At 61.8% G+C, this 547-nt stretch carries 1 protein-coding gene; it reads left to right on the plus strand.

The window, feature by feature from the left end; all coding sequences use genetic code 11:
- Positions 1-209 precede the first annotated feature (209 nt).
- Positions 210-389, plus strand: a complete 180-nt coding sequence (locus RM423_RS25050; protein ID WP_311425745.1) for a recombinase family protein — start codon at positions 210-212, stop codon at positions 387-389.
- Positions 390-547: the final 158 nt, after the last annotated feature.

A 547-nucleotide genomic window follows, 5' to 3' on the forward strand; every position in this document is an offset into this window, starting at 1 on the left:
CCCCGCCGGCAGCGACGGCGTCCGCGTCCAACGGGTCAACTCGGCGCGGTCCTCAGCGAGCATCTGCACGGCAACAGTCAACGACATACACCATGCTACCGCGAGGTACAGCTACTTCATTCACGCAGCACTAGTCCTGTTGGTGAGTTCCTTTACATTCCGATGGTGACCAACTACCGCTACGGCTACGTCCGGGGGACACGCTGGTGGTGTGGCGGCTGGAGCGGCTAGGCCGTTCCACGTCGCATCTCATCCAGACAGTGACCAAGCTGGGGGAGCGGGGCATCGGCTTCCACTCAGTGAGGCGATCGACACCACAACTTCGGCCCGCCGGCTGCTGTTCGGCATCCTTGCCAGCCTGGCGGCCGAGCTGGTGCTGGTCATGGTGATGATCACTATGGGCGCGGCGTGTGACCGACTTTAGCCCTAATACCGTTCAGTTAGTGGGTTGTGATCTGGTAGATGGGTGGGTGTTGGGGTCGGGGCCAGGTGGCGTGGTGGGCGCGTTTGACGTGCCATTTGGGCATCTTTCTTTTGATGACGCGGG

This window comes from Jatrophihabitans lederbergiae (assembly GCF_031845305.1).
GTDB lineage: Bacteria > Actinomycetota > Actinomycetes > Mycobacteriales > Jatrophihabitantaceae > Jatrophihabitans_A > Jatrophihabitans_A lederbergiae.